Here is a 21,076-nt window from a genome sequence, read left to right as displayed (position 1 = left end):
CGTCTTCCATATCTTACCTTTGTCTGTTATCATACTGATATTCTTTTGCTTTTAATAATTACCTCGACAATGTTTTTTACACTTCCGCCCTTGATTCCGTAAAATTGGTACGGTTTGCCCACTTATGGTTACACTCTTCTTCCTTATTTCGGCGTAATTTTGCATCGGATAAAAAAGAAAAACAATGGAACAGAAAACAGAATTGCCCGAAGAATTGTGCGCGGACGAGGCGGTGTGTTTCATCGCTGACCGCCACAACGTCACGCCGCGACAACTTTTGCGTTATTTCCTTGCCGGAGAGGAGTCCCTGCCATTGGAACCCAACGAGGTTGAGATACTGAAAGACCTGTCCGGCAGGGTGGAAGAGGAGAAAATGATAAACTTAAAAACGAGATAACAATGAAGAAGAACATCGGAAACACATTGGCACTCTATCCCACGCCCGCTGTGGTCGTAGGGACGGAAGTGAACGGAAAAGTGAACTGGCTGCTCGTGGCCCACGTGGGCATCATCGGGCACGACCGAATCATGCTCAGCATGTTTAAGAAACATTACACCAACGAAGGCGTCAGGCAGACGGGCCGGGTATCGGTCAATATGGTGAACGAGGCGATGCTCTCCCGTGCCGACTACGTGGGCTGCGCCAGCGGAGCCAAGGCGGACAAGTCGGACGTATTCGCCTGGCACCGGGGCGAGGCGGGAACGCCCGTCATCGACGAAAGTCCGCTCGTGATGGAGTGCGAGGTGGTGGACAACTACGAGACGGACACCTTCGACAACTTCATCTGCAAGATAACGAACACCTATGTGGACGAGGACTGCCTGAACGAAAAGGGCAAACCCGACTACGAGAAACTGAAACCCGTGCTGTTCGAGATGCCGAACTACACCTACCTCCGCACTGGCGGGACCATCGGCAAGTGTACCAGCTTCGGGAAAGCATACAGAAAGGAGGAACAGGCATGAAGACAAGGACATTGGGAAAAGACAAACTGGAAGTATCCGCCATCGGCCTCGGCTGCATGGGCTTCACGCAGAGCTATCCCCCGTATCCCGACCGCAAGGATGCTATCGACACCATCCGCCGGGCGGTGGACCTGGGCGTTACTTTCTTCGACACTGCCGAAGTATATAGCTACGGAAAGAACGAGGACCTTGTGGGCGAGGCGTTGCAGCCCGTGCGCGACCGGGTGGTCATCGCCACCAAGTTCGGCTACGACCTGTCCGAGACGCCCGACCTGACCACCTCGGCACGTCCCGTATCGCTTTCCAGCCGTCCGGAGACCATCCGGCGGGCGGTGGAAGGCTCGTTGCGCCGCCTGCGCACCGACCACATCGACCTCTACTACCAGCACCGTGTGGACCCGAACGTATCCATCGAAACGGTGGCAGAGACCGTGGGCGAACTGATAAAGGAAGGCAAGGTGCTGCATTGGGGCTTGTCGGAAGCCGCCCCCGCCACGGTGCGCCGTGCCCACGCCGTCTGTCCGCTGGCTGCCGTGCAGAGCGAATACTCCCTGTGGTACCGCAAGCCCGAAGCGGAACTGCTGCCCACGCTGGAAGAACTCGGCATCGGTTTTGTGCCATTCAGCCCGTTGGGCAAGGCGATGCTGACCGGCCGCTTCAACAAGGACACCCGGTTCGATCAGACCGACTTCCGCTCCGCCATCCCTCGCTTCCAGGGCGACAATCTGAAGCATAACATGGAATTAGTGGAATATGTGGAGGCTTTGGCAAAACAGAAGGAGACCACTCCCGCCCGCATCGCCCTCGGCTGGCTGCTGGCGCAGAAGCCATGGATTGTCCCAATTCCGGGAACTAAGCGTGTCGAACGTATTAAAGAGAATATTGGAGGGGCTGACATACAGTTCACACCCGAAGAGCTGGCGGATATCCGCCGCCGTTTGGATAGCATCGAAATAGTCGGAGGGCGTTATCCTGAAGACCAGGAAAAGATGACAGGACTGTAATTCCGAAAACCTATGGAACGACGCGAATTTTTGAAGAAGTCTGCGCTGGCGGCGTTGGGCACGGCGGTAGCCGGCACGGGGTTGGTGCAGGCTTTCAACCACATAAACGATAACGAATCAAAGACAGACAAGATGAAGATAGTAGTATTGACGGGAAGTCCCCGCAAGAATGGCAATTCTGCATATCTGGCGGAACAGTTCATTAAAGGCGCAGAAGAAAAGGGGCACGAGGTGTTCCGCTTCGACTGTGCTTTCAAGCAGGTGGAGCCGTGCCGTGCCTGCAACCGTTGCGGCATGGACGGGCCATGTATTTTCAACGACGACTTTCAGGAACTCCGTCCGTACCTGATAGATGCGGATATGGTGGTATTCGCCACGCCGATGTATTATTTCAGCATCTCGGCACAGATGAAACGTGTAATAGACCGCTTCTATGCCATCAACGGACAGATAAAGGGCGCACGGAAGAAAGCCGCCTTCCTGATGACCTACGCCGACACCGCCAGGAAAGAGGCGGAGCCGATGCTGGTGCATTACCACACGCTGATGGATTATCTCGGTTGGACAAGCGTGGGCGAAGTGGTGGCTTCGGGCGTGTGGACGGCAGGCAGCGTCAGGAATACGGATTATCCGCAGCAAGCCTACCAGTTAGGCAAGAGTTTATAATCTTTTATCAGAGGACCAGATGAAAAAAGTAATAGGTATAATAGCCTTCGCACTTGCAGCAAGCCTGTCCGCGATGGCACAAACAACAGACAATATGGATAGAATCGAAGTATGCAAGCAGAATTACCGCACCCTGTTCGGTGGCGAAGCCCTTACCGGGCAGGGCACGGACCCGGAAATGATGGACATCCTCCAGAAGTTCATCTTCGGAGAGGTGTTCCAGACGGGCGAACTGACGCTGAAACAGCGTGAGATGATTACCTGCATCACCCTCGCCACGATGCAGACCCTGCCGCAACTGAAAGCCCATGCCGGAGCTGCTCTCAATGTGGGTGTTACTCCCGAAGAACTGCGCGAGGTGATGTACCTCACCGCTCCGTTCATCGGTTTCCCCAAGATGCTGAACGCCGTGGCCACGGTAAACGAAGTGTTCAAGGAGCGGAGTATCAGCCTGCCGTTGGAAAAGCAAGGCACGGTGACAGAGGAAACACGCCACGAGACGGGCAAAGCCATTCAGGACAAGCAATATCCCGGCGGCGTGTCATCCGTCATGTCAGGTATGCCCGGAGATATGGGCAAAAATGTAGAGCAGTTCCTGACCGACTATTTCTTCGGCGAGATATACAGCCGTGGCGCACTTGACTTGCAGACTCGCGAGTTGCTCGGCTACTGCGTACTGACCACCTTGGAAGCCGAGAGCCAGCTTCATTCGCATTATCACGGCAACATCAACGCAGGCAATTCGCCAGAAACATTGACCGCCGCCGTCATCCAGTGCCTGCCCTACATCGGCTTCCCTGCCGCTATCAAGGCGTTGCGCATCGTCAAAGAGGAATATGCAAAGTAACATTATAAGGTAACAAGTCTATGAACAAGATTATTTTGACATTGACAGCGGTAATGACACTGAGCTTTGCCGCCTACGCCCAAAACAAAGGAGAAAAAAGTATGCAAGCCGAAAACAAACTATTGGTCGTGTATTTTTCCGCTACAGGCACGACCGCCAAAGCAGCCCGGACGATTGCGGATGTCACAGGCGGAACTTTGTACGAAATTGTCCCGCAACAGGCCTACACTTCCAAAGATTTGGATTGGAACGACAGGCAGTCGCGCAGTTCGGTGGAAATGAACAATCCGCAGGCACGTCCGGCATTAAAAGATACGAAACTGGATGTCACTACCTACGATGTCATCTTCATCGGCTATCCCATCTGGTGGGATCAGGCTCCACGAATCATCAACACATTCATCGAGAGCCACGACCTGAAAGGCAAGACGCTCGTTCCGTTTGCGACATCTGGCGGAAGTGGAATAAGCAATAGCGTGAAAGAATTGAGGAAAGCATATCCCAACTTGGAATGGCAGGACGGCAAGCTGCTGAACAGGGTTAGCCGGAATGCCGTTCAAAATTGGGTTAATGATATTGTAAAATAATAATCTCTTAAAATCAAAAATAATGTTTGGAATAGGAACACAAGAAATAATCTTCATCGTACTGATAGTCCTGCTGTTTTTCGGGGGCAAGAAGATACCCGAACTGATGAAAGGGCTGGGCAAAGGAGTGCGAAGTTTCAAGGAAGGCGTCAAAGGCGTGGAAAACGACCTTGACATAAGGGATGAAAGTCCGGTCAAATGACAAATATGGGACAGGCGGTAGGTAACACTCAAATCGGTGAAATGTCATTTTGGGAGCATTTGGATGTATTGAGGGCTTCCCTGATAAAGATTGCCGTTACGACCGTGCTATGCGGCATCGTGACATTTCTGTTCAAGGAGGAAATGTTCTCGGTCATCCTTGCCCCCAAAAGCGACACATTCATCACCTACCGCCTGTTCAGCCATATTGCGGAGTGGACTACTGGAACAGGCAATCAGGCCTTTTCCGTACAGTTAATCAATACCGGACTGGCGGAACAGTTTGTCATCCACATGAAAACATCCGTCTATATCGGATTTTTGCTTTCATCTCCCTATACATTGTATCTGCTGTTTCATTTCATATCTCCTGCACTGTATGAAAATGAGAAGAAATACTCCTTGCGTGTGGTGGGCGGCGGGTATGCGATGTTCATTCTTGGGGTATTGCTCAGTTATTTCCTGATATTCCCTTTGTCATTCCGTTTCTTGGGGACCTATCAGGTCAGCAGCGATGTCGCTAATATGATAACGCTCCAGTCCTATATGGGAACATTGATGATGTGTTGTATTCTAATGGGCATCGTGTTTGAACTTCCCGTATTGTGCTGGCTGCTGGGCAAACTTGGCATATTGTCCGCCGGATTCATGAGGCGTTTCCGCAAGCATTCAGTCATCGTTATTCTGATAATCTCCGCCATCATCACCCCAACATCGGACATATTCACCCTTTCATTGGCGGCATTGCCTATTTGGATATTGTATGAAGTCAGTATTCTGATTGTTAGCAAATCAAAAGGGAACAGGAAATCATGAAATTTGAAAGGAAGTTACAGGTCAGGGTTGCTCTCGGATATATTGTCATGCTTATTATTGGAATAAGCATGGTCGTCATTTTAGTACACGAGCGTAAACGGATACAAAATATAGAATCCGAAACAGAAGATATCCGTTATGTGCATCGCAACATCAATGCTGCCCACCGCCACATCATCCGGCTTGCCATATTGGGCGAGGGTGTTATCGGATGGGATGGTACGGATTACCGTTACTATCATGCCCTTCGTCTACGCACCGACAGTCTGCTGCAAGCTTTGAAGCCCCAATGCCGAGACTATGTGCGCCCGGCACAGATAGACACCCTGCGCACCCTCTTGGCGGAAAAGGAAGCCCACCTGCTTCACCTGACGGAAATCCTTGCCCGTCAGGACGAGGCGGACAGCCTCTTGGTGAACCACCTGCCCGAAGTGGCGCGTAGGGCGACACGAATCCGCACGGTGAAGCAAAAGAAAAGCGGATTGGCAGGGGCGTTGGGCGGCAAGAAAACCGTGCAGGTGCTCCCCTCCGCCAAGGAACTGCACCAGTTCAGCGACAGCCTGATAGCCCTGCAACAGCGGCAGACGGCGGAAATGGATGCCTACGCCGACAGCCTGCGCAACCGCAACCGGGCATTGAACCGGGAACTGAACCGCCTCGTCAGCGACCTTGACACGCAGGCACAGACCGCATTTGGGCATCGGGAGCAGAAGATAGCCGAAGCGCAGGCGTTGTCCGTCCGGCTGTTTACCATCACCATATCCGCTGCCATTATCCTGCTGTTCCTGTCCTACCTCGCCATCCACCGGGAAATGAAACGCAACGACCACGAGCGGAAGCGGCGCGAGAAACTTATCGGCGAATTGCAGGAGAGCAACGAAGCGAATAGGAAGCTAATCAAGCTGCGGCGTAACCTCATCCAGAACGTCACCCACGAACTGCGCACACCATTGACCGCCATCAGCGGCAACGCCGAACTGCTGCTGAACGACACGGAGGCGGACAGCCGGATGCGCCACGCACAGACCATCCATGATGCCGCCGGACGAATGGCAGGGATGATAAACAGCCTCTTGGTGTATTTCCGTTTGGACAGCGGCAAGGAAACGCCAAGCGTCAAACCGTTTAAGCTATGTGCCATCGCCAAAACCCTGCAAACGGAGTTCGAGCCGTTGGCGGACGGGAAACATCTTGCTTTCACGGTGGAGAACCGTGTGGACGAGATTGTAAGCGGCGACAAGAACCGCATACTTAGCATTGGCAGCAACCTACTATCCAATGCCATCAAGTTCACCAAAAGCGGAACAGTCGCATTGAGTGCCGATTATAAGGACGGTACATTCACGTTGTCGGTATCGGACACGGGAACAGGCATGACAAAAGAACAACAAGCACGGGTATTCACCCCGTTTGAAAGGTTGGGCAACGCCGTGACGGAAGACGGCTTTGGGCTGGGGCTTGCCATCGTAGCCGATACGGTGAAGCTGCTGAAAGGGAGCATCAACGTGGAAAGTGAACCGGGTAAGGGAAGCCGTTTCACCATGAGCCTGCCCTTGCCCAAGGCGGAGGAAACAGCAATAAGCGAAAAGAAACAATGTAACTGTGCATCGCTTTCCGGCTGCAACATATTGGCAATAGACAATGACTTGGTTTTGCTTAATATGTTGCATGATATGTACAGACAAAATGGCGTGGAATGCGACACCTGTCAAAGCGTGGGCGAATTGACAGACCTGATGCGCACGAAGGACTACGACCTGCTGGTGACCGACCTAAAAATGCTGGAAGTGAACGGCTACGAAGTGCTGGAACTCCTGCGCACATCGGAAATCGGCAATTCGCAAACCATCCCCGTAGTCGCCGCCACCGCAGCAGGCTATGTGGAGGAAGAAGAACTGAAAGCAAAAGGATTTGCCGCCATGCTGCCCAAACCTTGCTCCATAGACGAGCTGCTGGCTGTTACGGAAAGTTGCGTCAAGCGGAACAAGACAAGCCGCATAGACCTGTCGCCCCTGCTTGCCTTTAGCGAGAAGCGGAACATATTGGAAAAGCTGGCAACCACGACGCAATCCGATATGGACGAGGTACGCAAGGCAGCGGAAGCAAAGGACATGGAGGCGTTGGATAACTGGGTACACCACCTCAAAAGCTCGTGGATGCTGATAAAGGCGGAACAGCCGCTGAAAATGCTGTATGACGCCATCCATAAGGGAAATATATCGGATGAAGAATTAAAAGCAACCGTTGGTGCTGTATTGGCACAAGGCAATCTGATTGTTGATTTGGCAAGGAAGGAGGCGGAACAATGGGACGGATAATCGTGATAGAGGACAACCCAATATTTGCCGACTATGCGTGTCGTCTGTTGGCAAGCAAAGGCTTCCAAGGCATCAGCACCTTCAACTGCAACGGCGCACGGAAGCTGTTTGCCAAGATGCAGGAGGATGACATCGTGCTTGCCGACATGCGCCTGCCCGACGGTGACGGCATCGCCCTGCTGGAAGAACTGCGGAAGCAAGGCAGGCACAATCCCTACATCGTCATAACCGACTATGACGAAGTGCCCACCGCCGTCAGGTCTATGAAACTGGGCGCGGAGGACTACATCCCCAAAGACCTTTTGGAAATGAACTTGCCGCCATTGCTCCGCAGTTTACAGAAAAGGATGAAACGGCAAGACGCGCCCATTCTAGAACGTACAAGCGAAGCCTTCAAAACGATATACGACAAGATAAGGCTGGTAGCCCCCACGAACATGAGCGTCCTGATATTGGGCGAGAGCGGCACGGGTAAGGAACACATCGCCGAAAAGATACACGCAAGGAGCAAAAGGTCGGGAAAGCCTTTCAAACCTGTGGACTGCGGCCTGCTGTCAAAGGAGCTTGCCGCGTCTGAACTGTTCGGACACGAGAAAGGGGCGTTCACCGGAGCCGACAACAAGAGACAGGGCGTTTGGGAAGATGCGAATGGCGGCACGTTGTTCCTCGACGAGATCGGCAACCTGTCATTGGAGGTGCAGCAGATGCTGCTCCGCGCGTTGGAGTCCAAGCGTTTCAGACCGTTGGGCAGCACCAAGGACAAAGCGGCGGACGTGCGCATCATTGCCGCCACCAACGAGGACTTACAGACAGCCATCGCCGAAAAGCGTTTCCGGGCGGACCTCTACCAACGGTTGAAAGAATACACCATACAGATACCGCCGCTACGTGAGTGTCGTGAGGATATCCTGCCATTGGCTGACTTCTTCCGGCAACTCGCCAACGAGGAATTTGAGAAGCATGTGAAAGGCTTTGACACGGAAGCAAAGAAACGGCTGCTCGCCTATACATGGGGCGGCAACGTGAGGGAACTGAAAAGGGTCGTGCGTATGGCGGTATTGCATACTGATGGTGATACGGTCATGGTGGACACATTGGAGTTTGATGAAATTCCATCGGTGGCTGATGATACTTTGTCGTTAAGCAACATGGAAAAGACGCGGATACTCCGAGCCTTGGAACAGGCAAAGGGCAACTGCACGTTGGCGGCAAAATTGCTCGGCATCGGGCGTACCACGTTGTACAACAAGATAAGATTGTACGGTATAAAATACAAGGAATAGACCAAACACACCGTAGGTTTGAATAGGTTGCCCGACTTCGGAGAGGCAACCCGGCAGCAAGGTTTTCGGGAGTAACCCGAAAAGTTTCGAGTTACTCGAAACATACCTTGCTGCTGCCACTTTTCGGCAGTAACCGAAAAGCCTTCGGGTAACTCGAAGGACACCTTGCTGCTTTCTCATGAAAGCAACAATCCGCCAGCAATCGGATTGGAATTTGTGCTGTTATTCCGGCCTTCAAAGCATCGTTTCCCGATGCCTAAACTGCCCAAAAGAAGAACGGGAATGAGAGGATGAGAGGGCGTAAGAGAGTGGTTATATCCGCATGAATGCTTGCAAGCCTGACTGAATGTGAGTTTGCATGAATGAAAATACGTGTGAACATACACACGCTGGCCTGCAAGCCTGCCCGCACTCCTGCCTGCCGGCAAGCAGGCATACAGGCAAAACCTGCCAACAGACCGCTCCGCCAACAGGCAGACTTAAATATAAATAGAGGACGGCATGGGATTAAAAGGGGCAGTGTTTTGGGCTTTCAGCCGCAAGATGAGCAACAAATGTACAATAATGAAAAGATGTTCGATTTTCTCTATTTTTCAGAGGAATAACTTTGGTAATAAGGAATAAAAACACTACTTTTGCAAATGAGAGAAGCGTTCTTTTGATTAATGCAGAACATTGCAGAATATAGAAGCTCGCTGGTTGCCATATCGTTACCTGTCAAGCCGACAATCTTTGTAAGTTTCTTATTTTCAATGGATAAGAAGAATCGATATGTCTTCCACAATGAAATGTCACCCTTTTTCTGATATGGCAGATGTCGGCAAGCTCTTTAAGGTAAGCGTTACTTTTCTGGTTCGAGATGGTCGGGAATAGGTATTCCGATTCGCCTTTTCTTATGTAAAAACTTGCTATTTTCTTGGCTTGGGGAAGGAGAGGGATGAATGCGGGGTGGTTGGTCTTGGTCCTGTACAGATGGATATACATGCTTTTGTCAGAATCTGAAATGATTTGATCCTTTCTTAACCGACAGATGTCTGAGTAGGCGATGCCTGTGAAGCAGCTGAAGATGAATATGTCACGGATGGAAGCTAGTCTGGGAATATCCAGCCGCTTGTTCATTATCCTTATTATTTCCTGCCTGTTCAGGTATTGTTTCTGGCTTTCCTCCTTCTTTATTCGGTAGGTCGAGAACGGATTGGTCAGAATAATTCCGCACCGGTATGCCCATAGGATTCCTTTTCTGACCATACTCATCATCTTGGCTGTCGTATTGATTGACAGCCTGCAGTCAGTCCTGAAGAAAAGTTCCAGTTCGTGTATCATCTGCCGGTTGAACTGTTCTAGTGGCATATCTTGTCTGCCCATTTTCTTGCAGAACTCTTCAAGCCGCCTGTAGACCAGTTTATGTCTGTTGGAATGGGACATGCTGATTTGTCCGGCATGTGCCAGCCTGTCCGCATCTTTCACCTGTTTGTCAAATATCTCCAAAAGGGAAGGCGGGTTGGATCCTGTGGCCATGAAGCGTTGTTTCAGCATGCTTGCTGTAAGCTGTTTTCCTTCTAGTTGGGCCTGTCGGTAATGATGCTGCAATGTGGAACTTACTTTGTCCAAGTATGCATTGATGTCGTGTGCTTCTGGATTCATGTCGGAAACACGCCTGTTCTGTTTGTCCCAATGCTCCTGTAGGATGGACGTCTTCAGACTTACATCTGCGGCCTTGTTGTTGACTATGATGCGGAGCATGATTGTTGACTTGCTGTCTTTTTGAAGCTTTCTACGTTTCAGATAGAAGTAGATGGAAAAACTATGTCTCATAAAAAATAAATATTAATTGTGTCCATATCACAGACGGATGCATAGGACACGGATAAGACATAGATTATGGTTTTGAATGGAATGTAATTGTTGATTATTAATAGTTTTAGATTAAATGAAATAAGAGAAGAAAATAAAGTAAATATGTAGTTTTCAGATATTTGTTTAGGTCATAGAAATAGGTTCGGATCCGCTTGGGGGCGGAACCTTATATTTTTTATCGCTAATAATCAGTTACTTATCTTGCTGTTTATCATTTAGTCCACCTATTTCACCTCGATTGAACTTCTTTGTTCTGCACTGATATACAACTCTTTGTCAGTACTGCAAAGATACGGATTTTTGCTTTGAAAATCAACGAAAATTCCAAGAAATGTTTAACGGAATGCTTCCTGTCTGTTTTTCTCAAGAAGTTCTTCTATATCAGATTCCCGATATAAAATTTTACCTCCAATCTGATAATAGGATAAGATTCCATTATTTCTATATTCTTGTAAAGTGCGTCTTGATACTTTAAGGTAATTTGCCAATTCTGCATCATTCATATATCTATGCCCATTAAGTGTTGGGTTGTTGTTCTTCAGAATATCTTCGAGTCTTGTTAGTGTATCTTTTAACCTATTGTATATCTGAATGACTTGCTCATTATCTTGGGTAATTACTTTGCTCATAATTTTCTGTTGTGTTTTTCAATGAACTTCTGAATATCTTCTTTTTTATAATAAATCTTTTTCCCAATTTGAGAATAAGAGATTTGGTCTGTATCTCTAAGATTCTGTAATGTTCTGGGAGAAATTTTGAGAATCAGGCAAACTTCTTGATTATCCAACCATTCCCCTATTGTTTTCTGTGAAGAAGCTGTTATCAATTTATCAATGGTATCAAGGAAGTTTTCTATTTCCTTTAATGTCTTCTCATATGTAGCTGTTTCAATTCCAATGATTTCCATATCCAAAAAAGTTGAGTTTGTACAAATGTATTTTGAATATGTATATGATACAAAATGTTGTCATTAGGTGTCGTCAGGTAGCATCAGATGTCATTATTGGTGGCTGTGTTAACCGGTTCCCAATTCTTTATTACATAGTTTACACTTTTGGTTTACACTAAATTTTAAGTAGAAAATTTTATACACCTGATTATCAGTGATTAGCAAACTTATTGATCTTTGTCTTAGATTTAGGCATACTATTTTCACTACTATAAGTACATACTCTTAGAGTGCGCACAACGGGAGTATCGATTTATTCACTTAATAACATTGGAATTATGTCATATATAGATAATGAGATACTCGAAAGACTTATAGGAACAATGGTAGAGGGATTTGCCCGCATTGAAAAGAAATTGGACCAGATGAACCGTCTGAAAGAATGTATGAATGGAGACAGACTGCTTGATAATGTGGATCTGGCAGAACTCCTTGGTGTGTCACAAAGAACTCTGGCACGTTACAGGCAAGAGGGCAAGATTAAATATTACTCGGTGGAAAAGAACGGGAAATCATTCTATCTCGCCTCAGAGATACAGAGTTTCCTGCTCCAGCGAGGTAAGAACGTAGTAAATAATAAGTAGCAAATAGAATAAGTGACCGTATTCTGATGGAAAGATGATACGGTCACTTATGCATTATACTGGGATTGCGGTCACTTTCAATGTCTCCAGATTGACATAGGCACCGCGATACAGTGTCTTTCCTTCCTTGAACATTCTCCATAATATGTCACATCCGATATGTGCCAGTGTGGAGTTAATGAACAAATCCTGTTTTTCCAGGGCTTCCGCCAGTGAACAGCTTGGTCCTGATTCTTTTTCCTTGATTTTTGCATAGTCCACTTCCTCGGTGATGACATTCATTTTAGGCATGGGAATATATTCCTGTGAAGAAGGTTGGAGAACTTTCTCACGTACCGTCCCGATGATGACCTGTCCTTTTGTCTGGCTGTTCCCGAAATCCATCCAGTATATGGGAGCCGAATGGTCACTGAAGTTTTCTTTGCGGACTTTCTTCAGGAACTTCCAAAGCGTAAGACGTGAACGTATATTGTCCGTACAGGTAATGATGATATTTGCTGTGCTGTCTTCAGAAAAATTCCTGGTAGGAAAACATTGCGGTTCGGCAGTCCATGCGTATCCGAAGAAACGGTTGATGCGTGTGACTAGTGATACGGCTTTGTTCAGTCCCAGTTCTGTTTCACTGAAAAGCTGGCGTCCTATATTGGCCTGGCTTACTGTGTCGGGATCGAATACGGTGACATGTAGTCCGGGATGGCCCAATGCCTGAAGTGCCATGCTCATGCGTGCCAGATTGGTTATCACTTGTGAGCCGGTACCTCCTGCTCCGATGACGAATACCGTTACCGGATGACGCGGATTGAGCAGGTAGCGGTCGGTAAAATGTATCTTTTTCATGGAAGTATGTCTTTAAGTTTTTTATTCATGGGCTTGAGTTCGTTCATGTCGAACGGATTGTTTCTTATGTTCTCGGTAACGATGACAAGATTTGAAACGGTAGGATTCACATTTCCTCCCAGATGGGAGAATTCAGTTAGCCAGAACCGTTTTTCCCAGTATTCCAGCAGGGAAAGGAAAGTCGGGTTCTGTGGCTTTTCCAAAGAACTGCTGCCAAGGCAGACACTTGATCCGGTCACGTTGAAGAACGGGGCACGGAACAGCGGAGTCGTCTCCACCGGACGTTTTCCCTTGAAGGCGAATACGTCCATGCTTCCGTTTTTTACATGGTAGACAATTCCCGGCAGATTGAACATGCCGTCCTGTATATTGAGATCCTTGTGAAAGAACATCTGTCTTTTTCCGGGCGGATTGTACCAGATATATTCTTCCTGTCCTTTTCTTGGATTGCAGGCCAGCATGTTTTCGGGGACTCTGCCTGCCGGTATCCCGCTCATTTCCTCCGTATAGGATTCCAGCAGGGTATTCATGAATTCGTATGTGACGGGGATACCTGCCCCCATCTGTCCGCTTTTCCCGATGGGACGCAATTCTATGAAGTACCTGGTGTCAGAATTTCTTCTGTCTTCATATTTGTAGGCTATGATAGCAGCTTTCGGCACCATCATTTTCTGTATGTTTTGGGTCAGTTCATTCATGATGTTTATAAATTATAGGTAACATGTTCTACAAATTTCTCAAACCATTTTGAGAACCGTTCCGGATAATTCTCTGGTCTGAACAGTTTTTCAGTTTCCGGTGTGATGAAGGTAAATGATACGGGAGTCTGGTTATATGTTTCCTGACAGTCAGTACTGAAACAGCTTTCCATGTCTTTGGTAACCGTATCCGTAATGGAATAGGTAAGCAGAATCTGATATTCGAGCGGTGGCGGTTCGAAATCCCTTTCCTTTTCACTTGCATAGTCATAATCATAATTCAAGATATGAGGACTGTCTTTTGCAATCAGGGACAGCCCTTCGGTAATCAGTTCCATAAGTCTTCTTTCTTTGTCGCTGGAAGGATTACAGTTGCGGATATGCTCTTCCAGATTCCTACAGAAAGCCCTGGAGTGCATCCGGCACAGTTTCCTGTGGATTTTCCCTTTCTCATATGACCTGAAAAGCTTTTCCTTTCTGTACAAATCCTTTTTCTCTTCCTCATCGAGCTGTTCAAAGTCCACATAATCGATACAGACTTCCGACATCTCAAAATAAGGGGTATCGGTTATATCCATCATCCTGTGATACTTGATGAACCTTCTGATGAACTCCAGTGTGATCCTTTTGATTTCACCTTTCAGTCTTTCCGTAAAATCTATCGGTATCAGGAACAGGGTGTAATCAGGCCATTCATGGAAATGATAGATACAGAACTGGAGCCTGTCACCGACAAGTTCCAGATTTACATGATGAGATACTATGGAATCCAGTGCATTATATAGCAGGCATATTTTTTCTCTTATGGAAGTCCTGCCTGTAGGATGGTATGGCAGCTCCACATCCAGGAGCTGCGCATACTTCATGGCTGAACGGTACAGGAAATCAAGATTCTCTTTGGTGGTGACATTTACCGTGACATCCCTGTCATTCTCCACATACAGGTCGGGAGCGATGGAAGGTATTCTCGTGTTCAGAAAACCATGAGGCTTTCTGCTGGAGGGAGTTTTCTTTTCTTTCTGCTCCTGATGCCCCGGCTTATGTCCGTATTTTCGAGTTCCGATATGATAAGTCTGGCTAAATTTTCCAAAGCCCGTTCCGTAAGTTGTGTACATGGTTTTTTATTTTTATGTTGTCCTTTTTTCATGTCCTTACCCTTTCACTCCGATGGTTGTCTTGAATTCATATACTGCCCGGTCGTCTTCGATTTCCGGTCCGTGTACGGTCGCGGTGGTCAGTTCCGGATAGTTCATTGAATAGAAATCCATTACTTCAGCCGGAGACATGTTTACGTTCGGATCGTCCAGTACGATTTCCTGACTGTTCTTCTTCATCTTGAATACTCTTTTCATTCCTTTAATTTCCAGTGCCATATTGTTTATTGTTTATTGGTTTTACAAATCATTTATTTTTATAATCAGCAGTATACCATTTCTACCTGTGCCTCGTCCTTCATACGGTACTCAGCCGGAAAATCCAGATATTCCGCATACGGGTCCTCTCTTAGAAGTTCCCTGTCATTCTCGTCTTCCGGATCGAAGCAGAATGTATCATGGGCTGCCGGTGCAGTTTGGTATTCCCGTCCGTTTCCGTTCTGTACCTGTGCTGTTCCGTTCGGTATATGGTCGTTTATCGGCTGCCGTACCTGTTGTTGTGGATAAGGAGCCGTCTCAGGCTGGTAAGCCGGCTGCTGCGGATAGGGCTGCATTGTAGCTCCTTGTGGCATACCTGTTCCTTGCATTACGGGGCGGTTTGGAGCAGGTTGGATATATGCTCCGTTCATTCCATATACCGGTTGAGGCATTCCCTGTGGAATCTGTTGTGGAGCAGACTGCATGACAGGTTCAGGATTCATAGTATGGGTCTGCTGCTCTGGGAATATGCTTGTTTGCATACCGGGCTGTGACTGACCGTTCATATTGCCTTGTGGTTGGGGAATTACCGGCTCCGGTTCCTCTGCCATACCGAACAGACTTCCTTCGCTGGCCTGTTTCTGTACTTCCTGCATCTTTTCGTCAATCTCCTTCTGTTTTTCTGAAGGAGTCAGCACTCGTGCCTGTTTCAGCCATGTCATTGCTTCGGAGAACCTTTTTGCGGCAGTTGCATCATCAGCCTTCTTGAGGAGCTTTTCCATCTTTTCACGTTTTTCCCTGGCTTCCTTTGATTCAGCCGGTACTGTTGGAGTTTTGGATGATTTGGCCTGTGATGTAGCCTTTTCTGCCTGTTTCTCGAAATTTTCCGCATTGACAAGCAGTCCCTGTACCTTCTGTATCGGTTGGAGTATGGTCTGCAGGAAGCCCATATCCAGTTCTGCCGGTGTTCCGTTCACGACCAATGGCACCATGTTTTGCCGCGTATCCTCTTTCAGGCTGTTCCGCCTTGGCATGACTGCCACACTCAGGCTGTTATCCACTTTACGGATATTGATATTCAGATCCGTACCTGCTGTAATCATCTGATAAATTGATTGAAAAAACATAATTGAAAAATTTTATGGTTATACATAAGTTTCCTTGAAGAATTCTTTCAGAATATTCTCTCTGTCCGGATTGCTGGAAATATCACGTAGCGATTCCAGATAGTAGCCGATGTTTTTAGGTTCATCAACTGTATTGGGCAGACGTCTTTTGACCGGTCTGATATGTTCGCCTTGTGGCCATGCAGTCGGCATGACAGGAGCTTGTGAAGTTATAGCAACTGTTTCCATATATGTATATTTATATTTTGGGTTATGCGACAAATAATCCTACAATGAACAGAAGAATAAGAATCTTGAAAATAATGACCAGTATCCTGAACAGGAAACCGAAGAATCCTCCTGCAAGCAACAGCAGCGTAATCATCCCGGTGGGGACAATCCCTTTGCTTGTCAGCAGACATATTCCGGTAATCAGGAATATCGCTGTTGCATGTCTGCCGATCTTTCTGATAATCTGTAGTTTCATAATCCTTAATTTTATGAATGAATAATCCCATCGGGATGTGTTTTCCCGATTTTATAGGCCTCCGGCCTCTTGGATTGCCTTTTTGCGCAAGGCCTGGCAGGAAAAAATACCGGAGCGCAGCGAGGATGATTTTTTCCTGTCCAGCCAAGCCCTTGAGGGCAGCCTTGCGGCAAAAGGCAGGCAATCCAAGACCTTTGCCGCTTAAAAGCGGAAAAACAGATTCTTTTCTGTACGGATACAAAAAAATGCAGACCTTCCGGCCTGCATTCTTATGGTTATATTGATAAGGATGTTATTCTTCTTTTGTGGAATAGGTGTTGAAAATGTCATCAGTCATTTCCTTGGCGAGAGTCCTGATCCTGTTCAGAAAGTCCTGTCCGGTTATCATTCCGCTTTCAAGTCCGGCCAGCTGTTTTTCCCAGTCTGCGGTGAGTGAAGTATCTGCAATTTTCTTTCCACGGATGGTTTCGTAGGTGAACATGCCTTTCGGGGTCGGAACGATATATTTCCCTGAATAACGGATATACTTACGGTTAACCAGTGTACGGATGATATTGGTACGTGAGGATACCGTGCCCAGTCCGTTCTGTTCCATGTATCCCACCAGTTCTGCATCCGTGAACGGATTTACCGGCAGCTGTTTCTTGTGCACCATGTTGCATCCGCATACATTCAGGGGATCACCTTTCTCCACTTCGGGGAGTTCTTTGACGGAATATCCCGATGTCGGGAGCATGTCGGAACGCATAAACACATCATGCCAGCCGGCTTCAATGATTCTTGTTTGTTCGGCCTTGAAATGTTGCGCCGCACAAACCGCTTCAACATTTGTTGTTTCTATGCGGCATGGAGCCATGAATGCTTCGAGCATCCTTCCGGCTACAAGTTTGTAAACCTGCATTTCCTTTTCGGACATATTTCCGGGACGGATACCTGTAATGATGATGGCATGATGTACATTGGCTTTTTCTGCGTTTATTACGTGGCGGGACAAACTGGATATGTCAATACCTCCAGTTCCTTTAGCGGCAGGGAACAGCTCCCATGATAGCAGACGCGTCATGATTGGTGAAAGCGAGTCAAACACATCCTCCGTCAGATAGCGGCTGGAAGTCCTTGGGTAGGAAATCAGTTTCTTTTCATAAAGGGACTGTGCGATGTCATACACCTCTGATGCGGTATAACCATAGCGGATGTTCGCTTCCTTCTGAAGCTGTGTCAGGTCAAACAGATCCGGTGGAAGTATTTCCTTAACGCTGTGACTGATACCTGTAATCTGTGCCTGATGTGCCAGCTTGCAGTCCTGAAAAAACATTGTTGCGGATTCTTTGTCGGGAAGATCCTGTGTGCGGCGCATCTTGAAGAGGATGCCGTCCTTTTGCAGGCTGATGTAGATGGGCCAGCTGTCCGATGAAATATGGTTCTCCCTTTCACGGTAGCGTCTGCTGATGGCTGCCAGTACCGGTGTCTGTACCCGTCCGAGGGAATTGTTGCCGAGGCCCGTCGCCTTGCACATGGCATAGCTGGCGTTGATTCCGAGAATCCAGTCCGCCTTGTTGCGGCTGTCGGCAGCAAGGAACAGGCTGTCGTAGCAACTGTCCGGCTTCAGGTTTTCCATGCCTTTACGCACAGACTCGTCGGTAAGAGAAGAAATCCACAGACGGAAGCAGGGCTGTGTACAGTTCAGGTATTGATAGACATATCGGAATGTCATTTCCCCGTCACGGCTGGCATCGGTAGCCGCAATGATGGTGTCACATGCCTGAAACACCCTCTCGATTACTTTAAGCTGGAGTACGGCATCAATCTCCGGTATCCATCCGTTCTCAGTGCGTGTATGACGTACCATCAGCTCAAATTCGGATGGGATGAAAGGAAAATCATTCCGTTCCAGCTTCTGGGTTCCGTAATCCTTCGGCATGGCCAGTGACAGCATGTTCCCGAAAGTCCACGTAACCATGTAGCCGTTTCCTTCCACATATCCGTTTCTTACTCTGGTTGCACCGATGATTCTTCCGATTTCTTTTCCTACACTTGGTTTGTCTGTTAATATGGCAATCATGATAAATTCTGTTTTTTATATCTTTCCATACGGTAAGTCCGTATGGAAAGAGAGATGATACATTATGGATTTTTATTTATTCACCTGAAGGGTTGATACCGTTTATGCTGATGACCGGATTTCCATTCTCGTCTTCAATCAGACTGAGTGTGGCATCCATGGTCAGTGAAAATACAGGAGTCTTGATTTTAATGGACATGACATTGGTTTCCTCTCCCTGAAGGAGCAGGTCCATGTTTCCGTCCTTTTCAATTTGCGATCTGCTGATACCTACCGATTCCAGTTTTTCCCAGTCGATTTGTTCAGCCTTGTAGATATGATGATTGGTCTTGTTCATGTTCTTTCCTTTTTTAGTAATTGATGATTTTAATGATTTGAATCCCGTTCAGGTCAGACAGCCTGTTTTGCTCCCTTCTTCTGTTCCTGTTGCTGGGTATTGTCAGTCTGTGAAGCACGCTGTGAGGTATTACGGCGCACATCCGGATTTTCCTGGAAATATTGCAGCTGTCCGGTGTTTGCGTTTACTTTCAGATAGGAATCGAACGGTTTGCCGTTGGGACCTTTCATACCCGTTACGAGGATAGCCTTTCCGTCCTGAAGGTTTGCTCTTTCCTGTGCCGAAAGCAGGTGTCCGTAAACCTCAGCCGGGATGGTAGGTGCCTGTCGTTCGTTGAAACCGTCCGGAGTTCTGGAATACTGTGGTCTTCCGCTTGCCAGGTCCAGCTTGACGAATGACGAGAATTCCTCACCTTTACGGTTGATCATGTTCTCAAGATAGATGGGCTGCCCTTTGCGTAACGCTTCCTTGTCTTCCGGTGTGAGTTGTACCGAACAGATTTCCTTCGGTATGTAGATCTCTCCCGTTTCCGGATTGTGGCGTGTATATTGGAGACCGCCTGTTACCTTATCCATGGTAACGAAGGAGGAAAACAGTTCACCGTTCTTTCGTTTCATGTCCTCTACAAGGATGGTGTGGCCTTCGTTCAGCGCTTTGAGCTGCATGGGGGAAAGCGGTACACCACCGAGCGTCTGCTGATTGAAGGCCTGGTCTTTCGGGAAGATAAATTCGATGCCTCTTCTTTCCGCACTGTATTGCAGATTGGCATTAAACTCTTTACCCTGATTGGACTTCATTCCCTCTACGAATATCTGTTCTCCGTTTTTCAGTTTCTGAATTTCGTCCGGAGTCAGGGTTACCCCTTTGATTTCATTCGGGATATAGACATGCTCCTGTCGGACGGCTACCAGTTCGTTGGTATTCTTGTCGATGGAAATCAGACACGGCTCAGTTGTGTTGCCACGCAGGTTAAGGTCAGCCACGCGTCCCATGTTTCCACTTTCACGCAGGTTCTTCTTGTCCTCTTCCGTGAAGATATGTCCGAAATAAGGACGGTCCAGTTCCGGTTCTTTTCTGATGCCGTGTATGCCCAGCATGACCTGCCCGCCGTTGGATATGAACGAAAGGCGTGCATCCAGCTTGGCTGTCAATACTCCCGGAATATTGAGTGTCAGCGGCATGGTCCTGTTGGTCTTGTATCCTTTCAGCATGCTGTCAAGCTGTCCGGACTGCTCCAGCATTTCCTTGGATATGCCGAACTTGCCTAGTTCTTCCCAGTTGATCATATTCTCGTTGTAGCGGTACGTGGGTGTCTGCTGGCGTTGCGGTTCCTGTTGTTCGCGCCCCTGTGCGGCAGCTTCCACTTGTGATACCTGTTCAGGCTGAGCCTGCGTTGTCTGTTCCTGCTTCTTTGCCATTGTTGTTTCCTCCTCTTTTGTTTGACTGTTTTTCTGATTGTTTACTTTCGGTACGATTTCATAGCGTTTCAGAAACTCCTTTACTGCGTCTGTCTTCTTGCCTTCGGCCAGGTCCTTGAGGGCCTGTTTGTTCTGCTTGTAATCGTTGAAGGTCATGCGGATAAGCCTGAAATGCGTAGGCTCCTTCAGCTGGCTCCAGAAATTCTTGATGAAGTTTTCGAGAATACTCGAATTCTTGTCGAATTTCAGGAATGAGTTTTCGTTCTTCTCCTCCGGTGCAACCGTCTGATAATTGCCTTTCTCGTCCGCCTTGCTGACCACTCCCAAACCCTCCTTGGGGTCGTTCTTGTTATGTACCAGCAGAAGCTCGTCAATTTGTTCCACATAAGGCTTTTCGGGTTTCTTTGTCCGGCCTTGCCTTTTTTCTTTGTCAGGACTGTTTTCTTGTGCCATAATCTTTTGTTTTGAGTGACTACTTGATTTGTTTCACAGTCCAAATGTAAAGCGATAAATTTAATAAATAACTGATTTACAAATAGATGGCGTCAGATGTCGTCAAATGTCATCAGAAGTCATGTCGGTAATAGTAATACGGAGGAATGGTAAATAAAAAGAAAAGAGGGGATAAGAAGTGGAAAAGAGGTGTAATGAGGAAGCATAGCGAAGCCACAGGACTATGCAGATCAGAGGGAGCTGAAATC

At 47.8% G+C, this 21,076-nt stretch carries 24 protein-coding genes and 1 pseudogene; 12 read left to right on the top strand and 13 right to left on the bottom strand.

What is annotated here, in order from left to right; all coding sequences use genetic code 11:
• The first annotated feature begins 184 nt into the window (after positions 1-184).
• From B5G04_RS12935 to B5G04_RS19890, 11 genes and pseudogenes are all read left to right on the top strand, one after another.
• Complete coding sequence (locus B5G04_RS12935) at positions 185-397, top strand: hypothetical protein (RefSeq protein WP_087397574.1); 213 nt, start codon at positions 185-187, stop codon at positions 395-397.
• Between the two features lie 2 nt (positions 398-399).
• Positions 400-930, top strand: a pseudogene (locus B5G04_RS12930) (flavin reductase family protein); the annotation flags it as partial.
• A gap of 32 nt (positions 931-962) precedes the next feature.
• Positions 963-1,970, top strand: coding sequence for an aldo/keto reductase (locus tag B5G04_RS12925; protein WP_087397570.1), 1,008 nt, complete (start codon positions 963-965; stop codon positions 1,968-1,970).
• Positions 1,971-1,982: 12 nt separating this feature from the next.
• Positions 1,983-2,636 carry a flavodoxin family protein gene (locus B5G04_RS12920; protein ID WP_143270468.1) on the top strand — a complete coding sequence of 218 codons (654 nt, stop codon included), beginning with the start codon at positions 1,983-1,985 and terminating at the stop codon, positions 2,634-2,636.
• A gap of 19 nt (positions 2,637-2,655) precedes the next feature.
• Positions 2,656-3,483 (top strand): carboxymuconolactone decarboxylase family protein, encoded by an 828-nt coding sequence (locus B5G04_RS12915; protein ID WP_087397568.1) that lies wholly within the window; start codon positions 2,656-2,658, stop codon positions 3,481-3,483.
• A gap of 20 nt (positions 3,484-3,503) precedes the next feature.
• Positions 3,504-4,070 carry a flavodoxin gene (locus B5G04_RS12910; RefSeq protein ID WP_087397565.1) on the top strand — a complete coding sequence of 189 codons (567 nt, stop codon included), beginning with the start codon at positions 3,504-3,506 and terminating at the stop codon, positions 4,068-4,070.
• Positions 4,071-4,092: 22 nt separating this feature from the next.
• Entirely contained in the window at positions 4,093-4,272 is a 180-nt protein-coding gene (locus tag B5G04_RS12905) for a twin-arginine translocase TatA/TatE family subunit (RefSeq protein WP_087397563.1), read from the top strand.
• The gene (gene tatC / locus B5G04_RS12900) at positions 4,269-5,087 is read left to right on the top strand and encodes a twin-arginine translocase subunit TatC (RefSeq protein ID WP_239414105.1); all 819 of its coding nucleotides are present in this window, start codon (positions 4,269-4,271) and stop codon (positions 5,085-5,087) included. The genes B5G04_RS12905 and tatC overlap by 4 nt, the downstream gene beginning before the upstream one ends.
• Before the next feature lie 68 nt (positions 5,088-5,155).
• Positions 5,156-7,405, top strand: a complete 2,250-nt coding sequence (locus B5G04_RS12895; protein ID WP_239414104.1) for a hybrid sensor histidine kinase/response regulator — start codon at positions 5,156-5,158, stop codon at positions 7,403-7,405.
• Positions 7,393-8,688, top strand: a complete 1,296-nt coding sequence (locus B5G04_RS12890) for a sigma-54 dependent transcriptional regulator (protein ID WP_087397559.1) — start codon at positions 7,393-7,395, stop codon at positions 8,686-8,688. Before B5G04_RS12895 ends, B5G04_RS12890 begins: the two co-directional genes overlap by 13 nt.
• 374 nt (positions 8,689-9,062) lie before the next feature.
• A complete protein-coding gene (locus tag B5G04_RS19890; RefSeq protein WP_158100104.1) occupies positions 9,063-9,293 on the top strand; it encodes a hypothetical protein in 231 nt (76 codons plus the stop codon).
• Positions 9,294-9,405: 112 nt separating this feature from the next.
• Here the strand turns inward: B5G04_RS19890 and B5G04_RS12880 are convergent, their stop codons facing one another.
• The 3 genes from B5G04_RS12880 to B5G04_RS12870 all read right to left on the bottom strand — a co-directional run bounded on the left by B5G04_RS12880 (position 9,406) and on the right by B5G04_RS12870 (position 11,452).
• Positions 9,406-10,503 carry a site-specific integrase gene (locus B5G04_RS12880; protein ID WP_239414103.1) on the bottom strand — a complete coding sequence of 366 codons (1,098 nt, stop codon included), beginning with the start codon at positions 10,501-10,503 and terminating at the stop codon, positions 9,406-9,408.
• 377 nt (positions 10,504-10,880) lie between these two features.
• Positions 10,881-11,174: a helix-turn-helix domain-containing protein gene (locus tag B5G04_RS12875; RefSeq protein ID WP_005776824.1), complete on the bottom strand. Its 294-nt coding sequence runs from the start codon at positions 11,172-11,174 to the stop codon at positions 10,881-10,883.
• Positions 11,171-11,452, bottom strand: coding sequence for a helix-turn-helix domain-containing protein (locus B5G04_RS12870; protein WP_004326371.1), 282 nt, complete (start codon positions 11,450-11,452; stop codon positions 11,171-11,173). Before B5G04_RS12870 ends, B5G04_RS12875 begins: the two co-directional genes overlap by 4 nt.
• Before the next feature lie 320 nt (positions 11,453-11,772).
• Here B5G04_RS12870 and B5G04_RS12865 point away from each other — a divergent pair, with 320 nt between their 5' ends.
• Positions 11,773-12,078 (top strand): helix-turn-helix domain-containing protein, encoded by a 306-nt coding sequence (locus B5G04_RS12865; RefSeq protein ID WP_004294141.1) that lies wholly within the window; start codon positions 11,773-11,775, stop codon positions 12,076-12,078.
• Between the two features lie 54 nt (positions 12,079-12,132).
• On the opposite strand, the gene B5G04_RS12860 is transcribed toward B5G04_RS12865, so the two are convergent.
• From B5G04_RS12860 to B5G04_RS12820, 10 genes are all read right to left on the bottom strand, one after another.
• Positions 12,133-12,915 (bottom strand): PRTRC system ThiF family protein, encoded by a 783-nt coding sequence (locus tag B5G04_RS12860; protein WP_004326369.1) that lies wholly within the window; start codon positions 12,913-12,915, stop codon positions 12,133-12,135.
• Positions 12,912-13,613, bottom strand: a complete 702-nt coding sequence (locus B5G04_RS12855) for a prokaryotic E2 ligase family D protein (protein WP_004326368.1) — start codon at positions 13,611-13,613, stop codon at positions 12,912-12,914. Before B5G04_RS12855 ends, B5G04_RS12860 begins: the two co-directional genes overlap by 4 nt.
• A gap of 5 nt (positions 13,614-13,618) precedes the next feature.
• Entirely contained in the window at positions 13,619-14,728 is a 1,110-nt protein-coding gene (locus B5G04_RS12850) for a peptidase (protein WP_087397555.1), read from the bottom strand.
• Positions 14,729-14,764: 36 nt separating this feature from the next.
• Positions 14,765-14,986 carry a PRTRC system protein C gene (locus B5G04_RS12845; protein ID WP_004326366.1) on the bottom strand — a complete coding sequence of 74 codons (222 nt, stop codon included), beginning with the start codon at positions 14,984-14,986 and terminating at the stop codon, positions 14,765-14,767.
• Positions 14,987-15,030: 44 nt separating this feature from the next.
• A complete protein-coding gene (locus B5G04_RS12840) occupies positions 15,031-16,092 on the bottom strand; it encodes a PRTRC system protein E (protein WP_087397553.1) in 1,062 nt (353 codons plus the stop codon).
• Between the two features lie 18 nt (positions 16,093-16,110).
• Complete coding sequence (locus tag B5G04_RS19385) at positions 16,111-16,320, bottom strand: hypothetical protein (RefSeq protein WP_004326364.1); 210 nt, start codon at positions 16,318-16,320, stop codon at positions 16,111-16,113.
• A 22-nt stretch (positions 16,321-16,342) separates the two neighbouring features.
• Complete coding sequence (locus tag B5G04_RS12835) at positions 16,343-16,558, bottom strand: hypothetical protein (protein WP_004326363.1); 216 nt, start codon at positions 16,556-16,558, stop codon at positions 16,343-16,345.
• A 292-nt stretch (positions 16,559-16,850) separates the two neighbouring features.
• A complete protein-coding gene (locus tag B5G04_RS12830; protein ID WP_087397551.1) occupies positions 16,851-18,620 on the bottom strand; it encodes a DNA topoisomerase in 1,770 nt (589 codons plus the stop codon).
• Positions 18,621-18,696: 76 nt separating this feature from the next.
• Positions 18,697-18,957, bottom strand: coding sequence for a DUF4099 domain-containing protein (locus B5G04_RS12825; protein ID WP_004326355.1), 261 nt, complete (start codon positions 18,955-18,957; stop codon positions 18,697-18,699).
• Between the two features lie 53 nt (positions 18,958-19,010).
• A complete protein-coding gene (locus B5G04_RS12820) occupies positions 19,011-20,828 on the bottom strand; it encodes a DUF3945 domain-containing protein (RefSeq protein ID WP_087397549.1) in 1,818 nt (605 codons plus the stop codon).
• Positions 20,829-21,076: the final 248 nt, after the last annotated feature.

The sequence above is a fragment of the Bacteroides sp. An51A genome, assembly GCF_002161565.1.
GTDB classification, from domain to species: Bacteria; Bacteroidota; Bacteroidia; order Bacteroidales; family Bacteroidaceae; genus Phocaeicola; species Phocaeicola intestinalis.
The sequence above is the reverse complement of the archived record's forward strand: the minus strand, read 5'-3'. Positions and strand labels throughout refer to the sequence as shown.